The organism is Cupriavidus sp. CPT47-8839-RL05A (genome assembly GCF_058792255.1).
This window is the reverse complement of record NZ_JBYTEG010000014.1, coordinates 125,529-140,069: the sequence shown is the minus strand read 5'-3', so window position 1 is coordinate 140,069 and position 14,541 is coordinate 125,529. Positions and strand designations below refer to the sequence as shown.

14 protein-coding genes are annotated in these 14,541 nt (G+C 67.9%); 4 read left to right on the top strand and 10 right to left on the bottom strand.

Features of this window, described 5'->3' with window-relative positions; genetic code table 11:
- Positions 1-39 precede the first annotated feature (39 nt).
- The 6 genes from AC3WVS_RS18590 to AC3WVS_RS18565 all read right to left on the bottom strand — a co-directional run bounded on the left by AC3WVS_RS18590 (position 40) and on the right by AC3WVS_RS18565 (position 7,611).
- Positions 40-1,203, bottom strand: a complete 1,164-nt coding sequence (locus tag AC3WVS_RS18590) for a CaiB/BaiF CoA transferase family protein (RefSeq protein WP_492319841.1) — start codon at positions 1,201-1,203, stop codon at positions 40-42.
- A 12-nt stretch (positions 1,204-1,215) separates the two neighbouring features.
- On the bottom strand, positions 1,216-2,382 hold the full coding sequence (locus AC3WVS_RS18585; RefSeq protein ID WP_010814652.1) for an acyl-CoA dehydrogenase family protein: 1,167 nt from the start codon (positions 2,380-2,382) through the stop codon (positions 1,216-1,218).
- A gap of 59 nt (positions 2,383-2,441) precedes the next feature.
- Positions 2,442-3,419 (bottom strand): Bug family tripartite tricarboxylate transporter substrate binding protein, encoded by a 978-nt coding sequence (locus AC3WVS_RS18580; protein WP_013957395.1) that lies wholly within the window; start codon positions 3,417-3,419, stop codon positions 2,442-2,444.
- A gap of 50 nt (positions 3,420-3,469) precedes the next feature.
- A complete protein-coding gene (locus AC3WVS_RS18575) occupies positions 3,470-3,859 on the bottom strand; it encodes a cupin domain-containing protein (protein ID WP_492319840.1) in 390 nt (129 codons plus the stop codon).
- A gap of 172 nt (positions 3,860-4,031) precedes the next feature.
- Entirely contained in the window at positions 4,032-4,727 is a 696-nt protein-coding gene (gene kdpE / locus AC3WVS_RS18570) for a two-component system response regulator KdpE (protein WP_492319839.1), read from the bottom strand.
- 31 nt (positions 4,728-4,758) lie between these two features.
- Positions 4,759-7,611 carry a DUF4118 domain-containing protein gene (locus tag AC3WVS_RS18565; RefSeq protein ID WP_492319838.1) on the bottom strand — a complete coding sequence of 951 codons (2,853 nt, stop codon included), beginning with the start codon at positions 7,609-7,611 and terminating at the stop codon, positions 4,759-4,761.
- Positions 7,612-8,000: 389 nt separating this feature from the next.
- Here AC3WVS_RS18565 and rpsU point away from each other — a divergent pair, with 389 nt between their 5' ends.
- The 3 genes from rpsU to AC3WVS_RS18550 all read left to right on the top strand — a co-directional run bounded on the left by rpsU (position 8,001) and on the right by AC3WVS_RS18550 (position 10,204).
- Positions 8,001-8,213, top strand: coding sequence for a 30S ribosomal protein S21 (gene rpsU, locus AC3WVS_RS18560; RefSeq protein ID WP_010814647.1), 213 nt, complete (start codon positions 8,001-8,003; stop codon positions 8,211-8,213).
- A gap of 201 nt (positions 8,214-8,414) precedes the next feature.
- Positions 8,415-9,326 (top strand): nodulation factor ABC transporter ATP-binding protein NodI, encoded by a 912-nt coding sequence (gene nodI / locus AC3WVS_RS18555; RefSeq protein WP_026200447.1) that lies wholly within the window; start codon positions 8,415-8,417, stop codon positions 9,324-9,326.
- A gap of 14 nt (positions 9,327-9,340) precedes the next feature.
- Positions 9,341-10,204, top strand: a complete 864-nt coding sequence (locus AC3WVS_RS18550; protein WP_492319837.1) for an ABC transporter permease — start codon at positions 9,341-9,343, stop codon at positions 10,202-10,204.
- A 20-nt stretch (positions 10,205-10,224) separates the two neighbouring features.
- On the opposite strand, the gene sugE is transcribed toward AC3WVS_RS18550, so the two are convergent.
- On the bottom strand, positions 10,225-10,545 hold the full coding sequence (gene sugE, locus AC3WVS_RS18545; protein ID WP_018309438.1) for a quaternary ammonium compound efflux SMR transporter SugE: 321 nt from the start codon (positions 10,543-10,545) through the stop codon (positions 10,225-10,227).
- Positions 10,546-10,601: 56 nt separating this feature from the next.
- On the opposite strand from sugE, the gene AC3WVS_RS18540 reads away from it, so the two are divergent.
- Positions 10,602-10,847: a hypothetical protein gene (locus tag AC3WVS_RS18540; RefSeq protein WP_340521393.1), complete on the top strand. Its 246-nt coding sequence runs from the start codon at positions 10,602-10,604 to the stop codon at positions 10,845-10,847.
- A gap of 4 nt (positions 10,848-10,851) precedes the next feature.
- On the opposite strand, the gene AC3WVS_RS18535 is transcribed toward AC3WVS_RS18540, so the two are convergent.
- The 3 genes from AC3WVS_RS18535 to AC3WVS_RS18525 form a co-directional block, all read right to left on the bottom strand.
- Positions 10,852-12,057, bottom strand: coding sequence for an O-succinylhomoserine sulfhydrylase (locus tag AC3WVS_RS18535; RefSeq protein ID WP_492319836.1), 1,206 nt, complete (start codon positions 12,055-12,057; stop codon positions 10,852-10,854).
- A 340-nt stretch (positions 12,058-12,397) separates the two neighbouring features.
- Positions 12,398-13,927 carry an amidophosphoribosyltransferase gene (gene purF / locus AC3WVS_RS18530; protein ID WP_013957403.1) on the bottom strand — a complete coding sequence of 510 codons (1,530 nt, stop codon included), beginning with the start codon at positions 13,925-13,927 and terminating at the stop codon, positions 12,398-12,400.
- Positions 13,928-14,031: 104 nt separating this feature from the next.
- A complete protein-coding gene (locus tag AC3WVS_RS18525; protein WP_010814640.1) occupies positions 14,032-14,529 on the bottom strand; it encodes a CvpA family protein in 498 nt (165 codons plus the stop codon).
- Positions 14,530-14,541 lie beyond the last annotated feature (12 nt).

Genomic DNA, 14,541 nt, shown 5'->3' with positions numbered 1-14,541 from the left:
GGCCGGGATTGTACGCGGCGGAGTCGGCCGGCAAGGGTGTCAGCCGCCCTCCGCGCCGCCTGGCCCGGGCAACGCCTGCGGCCAGCTGCGGATATTGCCGGGCGTGCGCGAGAAGCGCGTCGGGATGCCCACGCCACGCAGCCGGCCTTCGCTGGGATGGTCGTATTCGAACATCATGCCGGTGGCGCGCAGGTGCGGGTCGTCGGCCAGGCTGTCGAAATGCGGCACTTCGCTGTGCGGGATATCGGCATCACGCAGCAGGTCCAGCCATTCGGCCGTGGTGCGCTGCGCGACGATCTCGGCCAGCGTGGCGTAGAGCGCGTCGATATTGGCGCTGCGCGCGGCCGGTGTGGCATAGCGCCGATCCTGCGCCAGCTCCGCATGGCCTGACACATCGAAAAAACGCAGCCATTGGGCGCTGGTATAGGGCAGCAGCGCAATATGTCCGTCGCGCGTGCGATAGGGCTTGCGGTGCGCCGACATCACGCGCGGATAGCCGGCCTGCCCGAGCGATGGGACAAAGGTCTGTCCGGCCAGCTGCTCCGCGGCCAGGAAAGACACCAGCGTCTCGAACATCGGCACCTCGATGGCCTGGCCCTGGCCGGAACGCTCGCGCTCGTACAGCGCCATCGGGATCGCGTAGGCCACGGTCAGCCCGGCCACCTTGTCGGCCAGGATGGTGTTGACGTACTGCGGGCCTTCGTTCGAGTTCGCACCCTGGAACTGCGCCATGCCGCTGCGCGCCTGGATGATGTCGTCGAAGGCCGGCGCGCCTGCGTAGGGACCCTCTTCCGAATAGCCATAAGCGCCGCAGTAGATCAGCCGCGGATGGTCCACGCGCAGCGACGCATAGTCCAGCCCAAGCTTGCGCAGCGACTGCGGCCGCACGTTGGAGACAAAGACATCGGCCGTGGCGATCAGGGCTTTCAGCGCGGCGAGGTCATCGGGCTGCTTCACGTCCAGCACCACGAACTGCTTGTTGCGGTTCAGGTTCAGGAAGCTGGCGCCCATGGCCGCGTGCCGCGCCGGCTCGGCGTGGCGGAACACATCGCCGGCGGGCGGCTCGACCTTGATGACTTCGGCGCCCATGTCGCCGAGGATCTGGGTGGCATACGGGCCCATCGCGACCGAGGTCATGTCGATCACGCGGATGCCGGCCAGCGGCCCGGTGGCCGCGCTTGCCTGCGCTTGCTCGTTTGGCATCGTCGCTCCCGCTCAGTACGACTTGGGCAAACCCAGCACGCGCTCGGCGATAAAGCACATGATCAGCTGCGGGCTGACCGGCGCGATGCGCGGAATATAGGACTCGCGCAGCAGCCGCTCGACGCGGTACTCGCGCGAGTAGCCCATGCCGCCCAGCGTCAGGATCGCGGTCTGGCACGCGTTATGGCCAGCCTCGGCGGCGAGGTACTTCGCCGTGTTGGCCTCGGCGCCGCAGGACTGGCCGGCGTCATAGCGCGCCGCGGCCTTGAGCATCATCAGGTTGGCCGACTCCAGCTGCATCCAGGCCTGCGCCAGCGGATGCTGCACGCCCTGGTTCATGCCGATGGGACGGCCGAACACCACGCGCTCCTTGGCGTACTGCGTGGCGATGGCCAGCGCCGCGCGGCCCAGGCCGATGGCCTCGGCAGCGATCAGGATGCGTTCCGGGTTCAGTCCGTGCAGGATGTATTCGAAGCCCCTGCCCTCTTCGCCGATGCGGTCTTCCTCCGGGATGAACAGGTCGTCGATAAACAGCATGTTGGTATCGACGGCGGCGCGGCCCATCTTGTCGATCTCGCGAATCTCGATCTTGCTGCGGTCGACTTTGGTGTAGAACAGCGACAGCCCTTCGGTCGACTTCTTCACCGACTCCAGCGGCGTGGTGCGCGCCAGCAGCAGCATGCGGTCGGCCACCTGCGCGGTCGAGATCCAGATCTTGCGCCCGCTCACCGAATAGCCGCCCGGCACCTTGCGCGCAAAGGTCTTGAGCTTGGTGGTGTCCAGGCCCGCGTCGGGCTCTGTCACGCCGAAGCAGGCCTTCTCCTGGCCGGCGATCAGCGGCGGCAGGAAGCGGCCCTTCTGCTCGTCGGTGCCGAACACCACCACCGGGTTCAGGCCGAACACATTCATATGCACCGCCGAAGCGCCGGTCATGCCAGCGCCCGACTGCGAGATGGTCTGCATCACCAGCGCCGCCTCCAGGATGCCCAGGCCCGCGCCGCCGAAGGCCTCGGGCATCGCCACGCCCAGCCACCCGCCCTCGCACAGCGTCTTGTAGAACTCGTGCGGATAGGTGCCGGACTTGTCCAGGCGGTCCCAGTATTCCATGTCGAACTGCGTGCAGACCTGCTGCACGGCCTCGACGATGGATGCCTGTTCTTCGGAGAGGTCAAAATTCATAGCGTTACCTGCCTGATGTCGTTGTCTTGTTGGTTGCCTGATGGTTGCCCGAAGAGCGCCTATTCCGGCTGGATGCCAGCGTCTTTCACCAGCCGCGACCACTTCTGCAGCTCGGCCACGACAAACTGGCTGAGTTCGGCCGGCGTGCTGCCGAACGGCTCGAAGCCCAGCGCGTGGAACTGCGGCGCATGCTGCTTGCTGGTGGCGATGGCAACCAGCTCACGATTGAGCCGCTGCACCACCGGCGCCGGCACCCCGGCCGGCGCGAACACGCCGTTCCATGAGGTCACGTCGAAACCCTTCAGCTCCGGCACGCTCGCCAGCGGCGGCAGGTCGGGCAGCAGCGCGCTGCGCTGCGCGGTGGTCACCGCCAGCGCGCGCAGCTTGCCGGCGCGCACGTTGGCGATGCCCGCGGCAAAGTCGACGAACATCGCCTGCACCTGGCCACCCATCACATCGGTCATCGCCGGCGGCGTGCTCTTGTATGGCACGTGCAGCATGTTCAGGCCGGCCATCTTCGACAGCGTGGCGCCCGAGACGATGCCGGTGCTGTTGCCGCTGGCATAGCTCAGGCCCGGATGCGCCTTGGCATAGTCGATGAACTCACGCAGCGTCTTCACCGGCAGCGCCGGATTGACCACCAGCATGAACGGCAGGTTGCCCATGCGCGAGACCGGCGTGAAATCCTTGACCGGGTCATAGCGCAGCTGCTTCATCAGCGACGGGTTGGCCGAATGCGTGGTGTTGGTGGTCATGAACAGCGTGTAGCCATCGGCCGGGGCCTTGGCCACGAACTCGGCGGCAATGGTGCCGTTGGCGCCGGGCTTGTTATCCACCACCACCGGCTGCTGCAGCGCCTCGCCCAGGTATTTGGCGGTCAGGCGGGCCACGGCATCGGTGCCGCTGCCGGCAGCGAACGGCACCACCAGGCGCAGCGGCCTGGACGGGAATTCATCGGCCGACAGCGCCGGGGTGGCGGCCAGCGCCGCGGTGCACCCGAGCACCAGGCTGGCAAAGGCATTCCTGAAGGACTTCACGGTGGTTGTCTCCTGTAGTTGTTCAATCCCTTGCCGTGACCAGCCGCGTCTTATGCGGGCCGTATCACGCGCTCGGGGGATTCCCCATATGGCGGGGAATAGATGACCAGAATTTTGGCCGGCTCGTCGCTGACCACGGTGAACACATGCATCTGGTCCGGCGGGAAGAAGCAGCAGTCGCCAGGGCCCAGTTCCTTGCGCTGGCCGCCGACCTCGGCCACGGCGCGGCCTTCGAGCACGTAGCAGACCTGCTCGATGCCGGGATGCGCATGTGGCAGCGCGCCCTTGCCCTTCTCGATGGTGCCGTGGATCACTTCCAGGTGCCGCGATCCGACGGTCTCGGGGCCGATCAGCCGGCGGTTGAGGGTGCCGACATGGTTGGCGGGGTGGTAGCCCTCGACCTCGTCGGTCGAGATGAAATAGACGGGTTGGTCCTGCATGCGGCGCTCCTGCCTGAATTCATATTTATGAATAATAGTTTATCTACTTGAATTTACGCGTCAAATGATTTCGACGTCGTTGCGGGTTTACCGGGAGTGAATGCGAGGGGCGAGCGCCATCCTCACGCGGCGCGTGATCGGCAAAAAAGTGCTTCTTTGAGTTACCCGGCGATCAGCCGGCGAAGCGGTAGCCCACCCCAATCTCGGTCAGCAGGTAGGCAGGCTGGGCCGGGTCGGCTTCCAGCTTGTGCCGCAGGTGCCCCATGTAGACGCGCAGGTACTGGCTGCTGTCGGCATGCGCCGGCCCCCACACCTCGCGCAGCAGTTCGCGGTGGGTCATGACCTTGCCGCGATGCGCCAGCAGCACGGCCAGCAGCCGGAACTCGATCGGCGTCAGGTGCACCGGCACCCCCGCGCGCGTGATCTGGCGGTTGGCCAGGTCCACGGCGATCTCGCCGAACGCCACCTGCGCCCGCCCCTGCGCGCCGGCACGCACATGGCGGCGCAGCAGCACGCGCAGGCGCGCCACCAGCTCGCCCACGCCGAAGGGCTTGGTCAGGTAGTCGTCGGCGCCGGCGTCGAGCGCGCGGATCTTCTCGGCCTCGCCGGTGCGCGCCGACAGCACCAGCACCGGCACTTCGGTCCAGGTGCGCAGGTCGCCGATCATCGATACGCCGTCGCCATCCGGCAGCCCCAGGTCCAGGATCACCAGGTCCGGCTGGCGCGTGCCGGCCTCGATCAGTCCGCGCTGCAGCGACTCGGCCTCGTGCACGGTGCAACCCTCGTCCTGCAGCGCCGCGCGCACGAAGCGGCGGATATGGGGCTCGTCTTCCACCAGCAGCACCGTGGGCGAAAACTCGAATGGCATGACGCGTCGGATCCTTGAAAGGTTGTCGGTTTCAGGCCGGCAAGCCGGCCGCTTCCGGTTCCAGCACTGGAGGGTTGCCGCGCGGCAGCGTGACCACGAAGCGCGCGCCGGTGCCTTCGCCCTGCGCCCGAGCATGCACCGGCTCGACGCGGATGCTGCCGCCGTGCGCCTGCACGATGGCCTCGCACACGGCCAGCCCCAGGCCCACCCCGCTGGTGGCGGACTCGCGCTCGCCGCGGGTGAATTTCTCGAACACCTTCCGCGCCATCGCCGCCGGCACGCCGGGGCCGTCGTCCTCGACGACCAGGTGCACGGCGTCATCGGAGAGCTCGCCGCGCACGCGGATCTCGGTGCCCGGCGCGGTGTACTTGGCCGCATTCTCCAGCAGGTTGCACAGCACGCGCTCCATCAGCACGCCATCGCATGCCACCAGCGGCAGCGCCGACAGGTCGGCCACCACCACGCGGTGCCGCGCCAGCGCATCGCGCAGCGACGCCAGCGCCGCGCCGGCCAGTTCTTCGAACGACTGCCATTCCTTGCGCAGCGCCACACTGCGGCTTTGCAGCCGCGCCATGTCGAGCAGGTTGGCCACCATCGCGTGCATGCGGCGCGCCTGGTCGCGCATGGCGCCGACGGTCTCGGCCACCTCCGGCGCCAGCGGCATCGTGCCGCGCTGCAGGGTCTCGGCCATGCCGATCAGGCTGGTCAGCGGCGTGCGCAGGTCATGCGACACCGCGGCCAGCAGCGAGCTGCGCAGGCGCTCGGACTCCATCGTCAGCAGCGCCTGCTGCGCCACCTCGACATAGTGCAGCCGCTCGATCGCAATCGCGATCAGCGTGGCAAAGACATCGGCCTGGCGCCGCAGCGCGGGCTGCGCAAACGCGCGCCAGGCGCGCGGCTCCACCGCCAGTACGCCGCGCACCTGCATCGGCGCCTTCAGCGGCAGGTACAGCACCGTGCCGGAAGGCAGCGTGTCGGTGCCGGTGCCGGCCGGCTGGCCGTGGTTGAAGACCCATTGCGCCAACACGTGGTCGACGGCATCGCTCTGTGCCGCACCGCCGGCCTCGGGATCCGTGGCCGCGGGCAGCAGCCGGCCGTCCGCGCCGACCAGGAAAAACGCGGCACGCGCATCGAACGCCGCGCGCAGGAAGCGGCTGCCGATGCCGACGATCTGCGCGTCGGTCAGCGCCGCCGACAGCTCGCGCGCCAGCTCGTACAGCGTGCGCGCATCGGTCTCGCGCTGCACCGATACCTGGGCCTGCTCGCGCAGGCCGGCCGTCAGTTGGCCGATCACCAGCCCGACTGCCAGCATCACCAGGAAGGTCACGAGGTATTGCACGTCGCTGACCGCAAACGACAGCTGCGGCGGCACGAAGAAGAAATCAAACGCCCCCACCGCCACCAGCGAGGCGAACGCCCCTGCCGCGCGTCCGTGGCGCAGCGCCACGCCGGCCACCGCCAGCAGGAACAGCATGGCGATATTGACCAGGTCGAACCAAGGCCGCGCCAGCGCCGACAGCGCGGTGGCGCCGGCGCACCAGGCCACCGCCCACAGCAGGCCCGGCCACTGCGCAGGCGCGGCTTCTGCCCGCGGCGGCTCGGTGCCGGGCAGCATGGGCGCATCACCGGAGGTGTCCTGCCGGACGCTGTCGGCCGCCACGCGGATCACGTCGATCTCGGGACACGCCGCAGCCAGCGCATCGGCAAAACTGGTGCGCCCGAACAGCCACGCGCGCGCGCCCAGCCATGGCGCCAGCGCGCGCGCCAGCAGCGCGTGCATGCGGCCGGACAATGAAGCCCCGCCATCGGCCCAGCGCGCCGGCGTGCGGCCGATCAATACCTTGGTCAGGTTGTGCCGCCGCACATAGCCGGCCACCGCCGCCACCATGTCGCTGCCGGCCAGCGTTTCGGTACGCGCGCCCAGCGCCTCGGCCAGCCGCATGGCCTGGTCGAGCTGCTCGCGCTGGGCGTCGGGCACGGGTGCCAGGCGCGGCACCGACACCGTCACCACATGGCAGTCGCAATCGAGCTGCCCGGCCAGCCGGCGCGCGCTGCGCACCACCTGCGCGGCATCGCTGCCGTGGCCGACGCAGGCCAGCACCGCTTCACGCGTGCGCCAGACCGGTTCGATCGAGGCTTCCTGCCGGTAGGCGCGCACGTCGTCGTCGACGCGGTCGGCAGTGCGGCGCAGCGCCAGCTCGCGCAGCGCAATCAGGTTGCCCTTGCGGAAGAAATGCTGCACGGCATGGCGGGCCTGCTCGGGCACGTACACGCGCCCTTCGCGCAGGCGGCACAGCAGCTCGTCGGCGGGCAGGTCGACCAGCACCACCTCGCCGGCATCGTCGAAGACCGCGTCGGGCACGGTCTCGCGCACGCGGATGCCGGTGATGCCGGCCACCGCCTGGTTCAGGCTGTCCAGGTGCTGGACGTTGACCGTGGTCCAGACATCGATGCCGGCCGACAGCAGCTCGGCGATGTCCTGCCAGCGCTTGGGGTGGCGGCTGCCGGGCGCGTTGCTGTGCGCCAGCTCATCCACCAGGATCAGCGCGGGGCGGCGCGCGAGGGCGGCATCGAGATCGAATTCCTGCAGCGTGCGGCCGCGGTAGTCGACGCGGCGCAGCGGCACGCGCTCGATGCCTTCGGCCAGCGCCTCGGTCTCGGCGCGGCCATGGGTTTCGACCACGCCCACCACCACGTCGCCGCCCTGCTCGCGCAGCGCGCGCGCCGCCGCCGCCAGCATGGCGAAGGTCTTGCCGACGCCGGCCGAAGCGCCGAAATAAATGCGCAGGCGCCCGCGCGCGGCGCGTGCGCCGGCCGCCTGCATGCGCTGCAGCAGGTGGTCGGGGTCGGGGCGGGGATCGTCGGGTTGGCGCGGCTCAGGCATGGTGGGCGCGCTTGCCTCGCAGCGGCGGGGGCGCAGCCAGATTGTGCCACGCAGGCGCCGGCCTAAAGTGCGCCAAGGCAGACTAATGGCGATTCCGATGATACGCCCCGCGCGCGCATTGCACTACATTCTTGACAGTGCAGTCGTATACATGCCATAGTTACGGGCGTATAGCATTCATGGAAACCGGTACTGTCAGGCTCCAGTTGTATAGGACCTGGCGCTATCACCCCTGACACTGGTTGCACGGACTGAAACGTCCACATCTTTCAGGTTCGCGGGGGCGCACCAGGGCATTAGCCCGGCGTGCAATACCAGTCGCTCCGGCGACCGCAGTTTCCCCCCGTGTGAACCAGCCGCTCCTTGCGGCAATCCCCTAAAGGACTGAATTGACTAAGATCGTCTTGAAACCCGGTGAGCCCGTTGAAGTTGCAATGCGGCGCTTCCGTCGCGCCATTCTGCAGACTGGCCTGATCGTTGAACTCAAGAGCCGCACCGCTTACGAGAAACCGACGACCGAGCGCAAGCGCAAGAAGAAGGCCGCCGAAGCACGTCTGCGCAAGCGCCTGCGCATGCAGATGCTGCCGAAGAAGATGTACTGATCCGGTACGCTTCGCCGCCTGGCACCGCCGGGCATAAAAAACCGCCAGTTCGCTGGCGGTTTTTTTATGCCTCGCGCCCAGGCCAGCCCCCGCTGCGCCTTGCCGCCGCGGCTTTTGCTGCACTGCGCCACCTGAGCATTGCGCCGATGACCGGCATAATGGCGGATATTGCGCCCGTGCGGCGCCACACCGGACTCTGCCTTGACTGCCATCCTAGAGTTGCGCAAGGTGCGCAAGCAATACGGCGACACGGTCGTGGTCGACGACCTCGATCTCCAGGTATTTCGCGGCCAGTGCTTCGGCCTGCTGGGCCCCAACGGCGCCGGCAAGACCACCACGCTGCGCCTGCTGCTGGGCCTGACCACGCCCATGGCCGGCACGCTCACGCTGTGCGGCGAGCCCATCCCTGAGCGCGCGCCGCAGGCGCGCATGCGCGTGGGCGTGGTGCCGCAGTTCGACAACCTCGACCCGGATTTCTCGGTGATCGAGAACCTGCGCATCTTCGGGCGCTACTTCGGGCTGTCGTCGGCCGAGATCGAACGGCGCGTGCCGATGCTGCTGGAATTCGCCCGGCTGGAAAACCGCGCCGATGCCCAGGTGCGCGACCTCTCCGGCGGCATGCGCCGGCGCCTGACCGTGGCGCGCGCACTGATCAACGACCCCGACCTGCTGGTGATGGACGAGCCCACCACCGGCCTGGACCCGCAGGCGCGCCACCTGATCTGGGAGCGCCTGAAGTCGCTGATGGCCAGCGGCAAGACCATCCTGCTGACCACGCACTTCATGGAAGAGGCCGAGCGGCTGTGCAACTACCTGTGCGTGATCGACGGCGGGCGCAAGATTGCCGAAGGCAAGCCGCACGAGCTGATCGACAGCCAGATCGGCTGCGACGTGGTCGAGGTCTATGGCGATGAACTGGACACGCTGCGCGGCAGCCTGACGCCGCTGGCGCAACGTACTGAAATGAGCGGCGAGACGCTGTTCTGCTATGTGCGCGAACCCGCCCCGCTGCTGGCGGCACTGCACGGCAGGAACGGCGTGCGCTACCTGCACCGCCCGGCCAACCTGGAGGACGTGTTCCTCAAGCTGACCGGCCGCGAGATGCGGGACTGAACCGAGGGACTGACATGAGCGAACAGGATCCCCGCGCGGATACCACCACTGCCCCCGCGGCCGCCGGCGGCCACGCCGCCGCGACGCCGCGCCAGCGCTATCCGCAGCCGCTGCTGCCGCGCAACCTGCGCAACTGGATGATGGTCTGGTACCGCAACTACATGGTGTGGAAGAAGCTGGCCATCCCGTCGATGATCGGCAACCTCGCCGACCCGATGATCTACCTGTTCGGCCTCGGCCTCGGGCTGGGGCTGATGGTGGGCCAGGTCGACGGCGTGTCGTATATCGCCTTCCTGGCCGCCGGCACCACCGCATCCAGCGTGATGATGTCGGCCAGCTTCGAGTCGATGTATTCCGCGTTCTCGCGCATGCACGTGCAGCGCACCTGGGAGGCGATCATGCATGCCCCGCTGACGCTGGGCGACGTGGTGCTGGGCGAGATTGCGTGGGCGGCCAGCAAGGCGGTGCTGTCCGGGCTGGCCATCATGCTGGTGGCGGGCGCGCTCGGCTATGCGCAGATGCCCGGCGCGCTGCTGGCGCTGCCGGTGATCGTGCTGGCCGGCATTGCCTTTGCGGCGCTGGCGATGATCGTCACCGCGCTGGCGCCCAGCTACGATTTCTTCATGTTCTACCAGACCCTGGTGATGACGCCGATGCTGCTGCTGTCGGGCGTGTTCTTCCCGCTGGAACAGTTGCCCGAAGGCGTGCAGGCAACCACCAAGGTACTGCCGCTGGCTCATGCGGTGGCGCTGATCCGGCCGCTGATGCTGGGCCGTCCGTCGGAGGATGTCGGCCTGCACCTGGCGGTACTGGGCGCCTATGCAGTGGTGGCGCTGGTAGTGTGCCTGGTGCTGCTGCGCCGCCGGCTGCTGCGCTAAGGCTGCCGCATGCCGGGCCCTCAGGCGCTGCCCACCAGCTTGAGCCCGGCAATCCCGCACACGATCAGGCCGATGCAGGCCAGCCGCGCCGCGGTGGCGGGCTCATTGAAGAGTATGATGCCGAGGATCGCGGTGCCGACCGCGCCAATCCCGGTCCAGACCGCATAGCCGGTCCCGACCGGGATATGCCGCAGCGCCAGCGCCAGCAGCACCACGCTGATGGCCATGCCGATCAGCGTGATAACGCTGGGCACCAGCCGCGTAAAACCTTCGGTGTACTTCAGCCCGATCGCCCACACCACCTCGAACAGCCCTGCCAGGGCCAGCAGTGTCCATGCCATATCGATTTCTCGGATTGCGTCGCAACGTGCGCAACGATAGCGGAGATTCCGCCACCTTGCAGCGCACCGTCCTGGCGCTGGCGGCCGCATGTGCCACGGCGTCACTGGCCGGGTGCATGGTGATGGCGGTGGGCAGTGCCGCGGTGTCGACGGTCGCTACCGTCGGATCGGCCGCCGTCAGCGTGGCAACGACCGCGGTCAGCACCACCTACGACGTCACGGCCGCAGGCGTGAAGGCCGTGGCCGGCAGCGACGAACCCGCGCCGCCCCCGTCGCCACAACCAGCGCAGCCGGCGCAATAGGCCCTCAGTCGCCCAGGCCGCGCAGCAGGTCGGCCTTCAGGTCCTCGACCGACTCCAGCCCCACCGCCAGCCGGATCAGCCCTTCACCCACGCCCGCGGCCGCCTTGGCCTCGGGGCTCACGCGCGCGTGCGTGGTGGTGTACGGGTGCGTGATGGTGGTGCGGGTGTCGCCCAGGTTGCCGGTGATCGAGCACAGCCGGGTGTTGTCGATCACGCGCCAGGCATTGGCGCGCTGCTGCTCGGGCGTGGCGCCCTTCAGCTCGAACGACACGATCGCGCCGCCGCCGCTTTGCTGGCGCATGGCGATCTCGTGCTGAGGGTGCGACTTCAGCGCCGGGTGGAACACGCGCGCCACCGCCGGATGCGATTCCAGGAACTGCGCCAGCGCCAGCGCGCTGGCCGAATGGCGTTCCATGCGGATCGCCAGCGTCTCCATGCCCTTGAGCAGCACCCAGGCGTTGAACGCCGACAGCGTCGGGCCGGCGGTGCGAACGAACGGGAACACCTTGCCCATGATGAAGTCGTGCGTGCCCAGCACCGCGCCGCCCAGCACGCGGCCCTGGCCGTCGATATGCTTGGTGGCCGAATGCACCACGATGTCGGCGCCGAACTTCATCGGCTGCTGCAGCGCCGGCGAACAGAAGCAGTTGTCGACCACCAGCAGTGCGCCGGCGTCGTGGGCGATGTCGGCCACGGCGGCGATATCGGCCACTTCGGTCAGCGGGTTCGACGGCGTTTCCAGGAAGAACAGCTTGGTGTTCGGGCGCACCGCGGCGCGCCATGCGCTCAGGTCGCTCGGGTCGACGAAGGTGGTCTCGACGCCGAACTTCGAGAAGATATTGCCGAACAGCGTCATGGTCGAGCCGAAGATCGCGCGCGAGCTGACCAGGTGGTCGCCCGCCTGCATCGACGACAGCACCACCGACAGGATCGCGCTCATGCCCGAGGCGGTCGCCATGCAGGCCTGCGCCCCTTCCAGCGCTGCCAGGCGCGACTGGAACATCGACACGGTCGGGTTGGTGAAGCGCGAGTAGGTGAAGCCCTCTTCCGAGTTGGCGAAGCGTTCGGCGGCCTCGGCCGCGCTGTTGAAGCAGAAGCTCGAGGTCAGGTAGATGGCCTCGGAGTGCTCCATGAATTCGCTGCGCAGCGTGCCGGCGCGCACGCCGAGGGTGTCGATGCCGAGCGATTCGGGGTTGAGCGGTTCATTCATGCTGGTGGGGCGCGGTCGTACCCGCGCGAATGCGATGGTTTCGACGAGCCGGCGCCGGCCAGGTGGACCGGCGCGCGGCCATGAAAAAAGCCCGTGCGATCGGGTGGTCGGATCGACGGGCTTGCTGTTCTGCGAATGGCCTTCGGCTTCAGGCTGTGGCGGCCGGCTTCCGGAAATCGCTGCGCCGCGAAGGCACTGCGCATCGGGAATCGTTGCTGACCGCCATCTCTTTAGCTGTTTCGGGCTGGACCCGCGTCCGCAAGCTGACTATCAAATCGACGCCCGGCCATGTTACGGCCGGGCTCCTCATTCGTCAACGCGCGGACAGCGGCGGCACGGCTTACTCGTTGCCGCCGGAGCGCTGCAGGTGCAGTTGCGAGCGCTCGGTGTCGCCATTGGTGCCGTCGCGGTCGGCCTGGCTGCGCGCCGTTTCGAGGCGGTTCAGGTAGGCCTCGTCGATATCGCCGGTGATGTAGCGGCCATCGAAGCACGAAGCATCGAAGTCCTTCAGCGCCGGGTTGATGTCGCGCACGGCCTGCTTCATCGCTTCCACGTCCTGGTACACCAGCTTGTCCGCGCCGATGATCTTCGCGATCTCTTCGTGGGTGCGGTTATGGGCCACCAGCTCGCTGCGGGTCGGCATGTCGATGCCGTACACGTTGGGGTACTTCACCGGCGGCGCGGCCGAGGCGAAGATCACCTTGTTGGCGCCGGCGTCGCGCGCCATCTGCACGATCTCGAACGAGGTGGTGCCGCGCACGATCGAGTCATCGACGATCAGCACGTTCTTGCCCTTGAACTCCACGCCCATGGCATTGAGCTTCTGGCGCACCGACTTCTTGCGCACCGCCTGGCCAGGCATGATGAAGGTGCGGCCGACGTAGCGGTTCTTGAAGAAACCTTCGCGGTAGTTCACGCCCAGGCGGTTGGCCACCTGCATCGCGGCCGGACGGCTGGAATCGGGAATCGGCATGACCACGTCGATATCGCCGGCCGACACTTCCTGGCGGATCTTCTCGGCCAGGTAGTCGCCCATGCGCAGGCGCGCGTCATAGACCGGCACGCCGTCGATGCACGAATCCGGGCGGGCCAGGTAGACGTACTCGAAAATGCACGGCGTCAGCACCGCGTTCTCGGCGCACAGCTTGGTGTAGAGCTTGCCGTCCAGGTCGATGAAGATGGCCTCGCCCGGCGCCACGTCGCGCTCGAGCTTGTAGCCGATGCCTTCCAGCGCCACGGACTCGGATGCCACCATCCATTCCTTGCCGGTGGGGGTCTCGACGCTGCCCAGGCACAGCGGGCGGATGCCGAACGGGTCGCGCACCGCCAGCATGCCGTAGCCGGCGATCTGCGCGGCGATGGCGTACGAGCCGCGCACGCGGCGGTGCAGGCCGCTGACCGCCGTGAAGATGGTGTCGGGGTCCAGCGCCATGCCGTTGCTGGCGCGCTGCAGCTCGTCGGCCAGCACGTTCAGCAGCACTTCGGTGTCCGAATGCGTGTTGATGTGGCGGCGGTCGCGGCGGAACATCTCCTCGCGCAGCTGCTCCCAGTTGGTCAGGTTGCCGTTATGCGCCAGGATCACGCCATAGGGCGCGTTCACGTAGAACGGCTGCGCTTCTTCCTCGCTGGATGCCGAGCCGGCGGTCGGATAGCGCACCTGGCCGATACCGGCGGCGCCCGGCAGGCTGCGCATATTGCGGGTGCGGAAGACATCGCGCACCAGGCCGTTGGCCTTGTGCATGTGGAAAGTACTGCCGTTGGCGGTGGCGATGCCGGCAGCATCCTGTCCGCGATGTTGCAACAACAGCAGGCTGTCGTAAATCAATTGGTTGACAGGCGTGGCTGAAACCACACCGACGATACCGCACATTGCCAAGCTCCCAGGAAAGGCTTTGAATCAGGGGGCGCAGCCTGGTCCGGAAATCCCCCGGACCCAAAGGCCTGCGTACTACCGACCGGGCACCATGCCCGGCTTCATGTCTTGACGTACTTCGCCAGCTCCGGCGGCAGCCATGGCTTCACCGATTCCATGGCCTGCATCACATAAGGGCGGCTTACCGCGTCGCGCCAGAACGGTTCTTCCGGCAATTTGGTCAGGCTGGCCAGCGTGACCATCACCATCACCAGCAGCACGCCGCGCAGCAGGCCGAACATCAGCCCCAGCCCGCGGTCGGCGGGCTTGAGCCCGGTGCTCTCCAGCAGCTGCCCGACCACCATGCCAGCCAGCGAGGCGCCCAGCACGGTGCCGATCAGCAGCACCACGAAGCCCAGCGCATGGCGCGCCAGCTCGCCGCCAGGCATCGATTCAGGCATCCAGCCCGCGGCCACCGCGCCATAGCGGAACGCCACCCAGAACGCCACCACCCAGCCGATCAGCGAGAGCACCTCGCGCACCAGGCCGCGCAGCACGCCGAGCACGCCCGAGGCCAGCAGGATGAAGACCACGGCATAGTCGAAGAAAGTCGGCTGCATCGTTGCTTGCGG

Excerpts from the sequence above, each read along its gene's own strand:
- AC3WVS_RS18590 (WP_492319841.1), bottom strand. The coding sequence starts at position 1,203 with ATGCCAAACGAGCAAGCGCAGGCAAGCGCGGCCACCGGGCCGCTGGCC.
- AC3WVS_RS18585 (WP_010814652.1), bottom strand. The coding sequence starts at position 2,382 with ATGAATTTTGACCTCTCCGAAGAACAGGCATCCATCGTCGAGGCCGTG.
- AC3WVS_RS18575 (WP_492319840.1), bottom strand. The coding sequence starts at position 3,859 with ATGCAGGACCAACCCGTCTATTTCATCTCGACCGACGAGGTCGAGGGC.
- kdpE (WP_492319839.1), bottom strand. The coding sequence starts at position 4,727 with ATGCCATTCGAGTTTTCGCCCACGGTGCTGCTGGTGGAAGACGAGCCC.
- AC3WVS_RS18565 (WP_492319838.1), bottom strand. The coding sequence starts at position 7,611 with ATGCCTGAGCCGCGCCAACCCGACGATCCCCGCCCCGACCCCGACCAC.
- AC3WVS_RS18550 (WP_492319837.1), top strand. The coding sequence starts at position 9,341 with ATGAGCGAACAGGATCCCCGCGCGGATACCACCACTGCCCCCGCGGCC.
- sugE (WP_018309438.1), bottom strand. The coding sequence starts at position 10,545 with ATGGCATGGACACTGCTGGCCCTGGCAGGGCTGTTCGAGGTGGTGTGG.
- AC3WVS_RS18535 (WP_492319836.1), bottom strand. The coding sequence starts at position 12,057 with ATGAATGAACCGCTCAACCCCGAATCGCTCGGCATCGACACCCTCGGC.
- purF (WP_013957403.1), bottom strand. The coding sequence starts at position 13,927 with ATGTGCGGTATCGTCGGTGTGGTTTCAGCCACGCCTGTCAACCAATTG.
- AC3WVS_RS18525 (WP_010814640.1), bottom strand. The coding sequence starts at position 14,529 with ATGCAGCCGACTTTCTTCGACTATGCCGTGGTCTTCATCCTGCTGGCC.